Origin of the sequence: Actinomadura logoneensis, from assembly GCF_003428695.1 — a bacterium.
Classification (GTDB): Bacteria; Actinomycetota; Actinomycetes; order Streptosporangiales; family Streptosporangiaceae; genus Spirillospora; species Spirillospora logoneensis.
In genome coordinates, this window is sequence record NZ_QURH01000719.1 from 1 (window position 1) to 3243 (window position 3243).

Here is a 3243-nt window from a genome sequence, read left to right on the forward strand (position 1 = left end):
TCGTGGTCCCGGCCGCCGTCGCGCAGCTCGCGGGCGGCGGCGAGCAGGTCCCGCCCGTCCGCGCCGCCGACCAGCGCCGCCCGGTCCCCGAGGTGGTCGGCGAGCAGTTCGCGCGCCCCCTCGGGCACCGGGTCGACGGGCGTGACCACCTGCCAGCCGCGCTCCACCCGCTCGGCGGCGGTGAACAGGGCGCCCACCACCCGCAGCTCGGGGTAGGCGGTGATGGCCCGGCAGGCGTCCGCCAGCATCACCGCCGCGACCGGATCGACGCGGTCGAGATCCTCGGGGAACAACCGGCCCCCGGCATCCCCATCGCCCGTAGTCATGCCGGTCATCATCCTCGCGGACAACGGCCGTGGCGAGTGGTTCAGACCATTTCGTGTTGCGGGATGCCCCGAATAGTGGCCTCTGCGGTACCCCGTCCCAAGTGTCGGGCCATGTCAGCGGCCCGGACGGTCCTTCCCGCCTTCCTGCCGCCGGGCCGGGACGACCAGCACGACGAGGCTGGCGGCGAGGAAACCGAGCCCGCCCAGGGCCACCGTCCCGAGGTGCTCGCCGAGGACGGCGACCCCGAGCACGGACGCGACGGCGGGCTCGGCGAGCGTCAGCGTGGTGGCGGTCGTGGCGGGGGTGGTGCGCAGCCCGCGCGCGAACAGCAGGTACGCGCCGCCCGTCGCGACCGGACCCAGCCACAGGGCCACGGCCGGGCCGGACCCGGTGACCACCCAGCCGGGCGACCCCAGCAGCAGGACGGGCAGCGACGCCAGCCCCGACAGCCCGAACAGGCCCGCGACGACGCAGCGGTCGCGCTCGCCGCGCGTGATCAGGACGGACGACAGCGTGGCGTACGTCGCGTAGCCCAGCCCGGAGAGCAGGGCGAGGCCGATCCCGACCGGCTCGACGCCCGAGCCGCGCCCGCCCAGCACGAGCGCGGCGCAGCCGGCCACGGCCCCGGCGGTCGCCAGCAGCCACCGGCCGTCCACCCGCGACCGGCGGGTGAGCACGCCGATCAGCCCGGTGAACGCGGGCGAGGCGCCGATGGTGACGACGGTCGCGACGGCGACGCCGGTCCGCCCGGCGGCGACGAAGAACGCGGTCTGGTAGACGATCATCGCGGCCGCGCCGGCGGCCAGCATGGGCACGGCGCGGGGCGCGCGCAGCAGCCGCGCCAGGTCGCCCCGCGCGGTGACGAGGACGACCCCGGCGAGCATCAGCCCGCCGAGGACCATCCGCAGCGCGGCGACCGACACGCTGGACGCGCCGTCCGGGGCGAACGTGCGGACGGTGCCCGTGGTGCCCCAGAGGGAGGCGGCCAGCAGGACGTCCACGGCCCCGCCCGCGCGGGCACGGCGGACGGCGGACGTGGTGGAGGAACGCGTCAGGACAGGACGCAGGGTCATGGAGGGAACGCTCCCGGTCTCGAAACGGAGGATGGGTCCGTGTTCGGGACGCGGAAGGACACGGGCGGGGCGCGGATCAGCGCCGAGCCCGGTCGTCAGGTCTCAGGAAGAGGTCGCCGCGCCCCGATCAGGAGCGGGGCGGTCCGCAGTCGGGGGTCCAGTACTCCATGTCCGCAGGATAGCGCGCCGGTCGGGCGCGATCGTCCGGCGGACGGTCTCGTCCGGCGGAGGTGCCGCCTGGAGTACCGTCCCGGCGGGGTGCCGCCTGGAGGTTCGTGGCGAGGGTGCCGCCGCGGTGATCGTGCCGGCGGACCGCCGCCCGGGCTGGGCGGTCCGTCGGAGGTCGGGCCGAAGGGGCTGAAGAGGCCGAGGAGACGGGCCGTCAGGCGAGCACGGCACCGGCCTCGGCGGCGGTGGCTCCGGCGGCGGTCGTCGTGGTGAGGGTGCGGCCGACCATCGGCGGCAGGTCGCGGACGACCCGGGCCAGCTCGACCAGGTCCCCGTCCACCAGCGCCTGCGGGCCGTCGCAGAGGGCGGTCTCCGGGTGCGGGTGGACGTCGATGATCACGCCGTCCGCGCCGATCGCGATCGCCGCGCGGGTGAGCGGCAGGACCAGGTCGCGGCTGCCGCCGGAGTGCGACGGGTCCACGATCACCGGCAGGTGCCCGAGCCGCTGCGCGACCGGGACGGCGGAGATGTCCAGGGTGTTGCGGGTGGCCTTCTCGAAGGTGCGGATGCCGCGCTCGCACAGCACGATGTCGAGGTTGCCGCGCTGGGCGACGTACTCGGCGGCCATCAGCCACTCCTCGATCGTGCCGTTCATGCCGCGCTTGAGCATGACCGGCTTGCCGGACTCCCCGGCGGCCTGCAGCAGCGCGAAGTTCTGCGCGTTGCGGGTGCCGATCTGCAGCATGTCGGCGTACGAGGCGACCAGCTCCACGTCGGCGGCGTCCACGACCTCGGTGACCACCGGCATGCCGGTCTCGGCGCGGACGTCGGCGAGGATGCGCAGCCCGGCCTCGCCGAGCCCCTGGAAGGCGTACGGGGACGTGCGGGGCTTGAACGCGCCGCCGCGCAGCAGGGTCGCGCCCGCCGCCTGCGCCATCCGGGCGGCGGCGAGGGTCTGCTCGGGGGTCTCGACCGCGCACGGCCCCGCGATCAGGGTCATGGTGCCGGGGCCGATGGGGACGCCGCCCACCCGCACGACCGACCGCTCCCGGTGGTTCTCGCGGCTGACCAGCTTGTAGGGGGCCGAGATCCGGACGACGTCGCTCACGCCGCGCAGCGAGCGCAGGTTGAGCGTGCCGAACTGCTGGACGTCCCCGACCAGCCCGATGATCGTGCGTTCGACGCCCCGGCTGACGAACGCGTCGCCGCCCGCCGTCTCGACCAGTGAGACGACGGCCGCGATATCGGCGTCGTTGGCTTCCGGCGCCATGACGATGACCATGCTTGTGTGCCTCTCGTGCGTGCGCGCGACCACGGTCGGGTCCGCGCGGATCGGTGTGGGGAAAACGCTGATCGGTGTGCGGAAACGACGAAGCCCCGGGCCTTGGTGTCCAGGCCCGGGGCTTCGGTCGTTGTGAGGTCTGTCAGCGCAACGTCTGGCAGACCAGCCGCCCGGGCTGGTCGAACCAAAAGAAATAGACGACGTTGCGCACGTGCACACAGTAACCCATCAGGACGGGTGCGTGAGGCGAGCCCCCCGAATATGGCTCAGCTCACGCCGGATGGCAGGATGGCCCGCGTCATGTCGCCACCCGAGTCATCGTCCGACGAGACCCTCGAGCCGAGCCCCGGCGCGACCGCCGCCGGCCCCGGCCCCGACGCCGCGCCGCCGGGC

General features: G+C 74.7%; 3 protein-coding genes. All 3 read right to left on the minus strand.

What is annotated here, in order from left to right:
- The coding region (locus tag DZF91_RS26165) for a DUF5954 family protein (protein WP_199486901.1) at nucleotides 1-326 on the minus strand (326 nt) is incomplete at its 3' end.
- A 114-nt stretch (nucleotides 327-440) separates the two neighbouring features.
- On the minus strand, nucleotides 441-1400 hold the full coding sequence (locus tag DZF91_RS26170) for a DMT family transporter (protein ID WP_117359848.1): 960 nt from the start codon (nucleotides 1398-1400) through the stop codon (nucleotides 441-443).
- 382 nt (nucleotides 1401-1782) lie between these two features.
- Nucleotides 1783-2850 (minus strand): 3-deoxy-7-phosphoheptulonate synthase, encoded by a 1068-nt coding sequence (gene aroF / locus DZF91_RS26175; RefSeq protein WP_117359849.1) that lies wholly within the window; start codon nucleotides 2848-2850, stop codon nucleotides 1783-1785.
- Nucleotides 2851-3243: the final 393 nt, after the last annotated feature.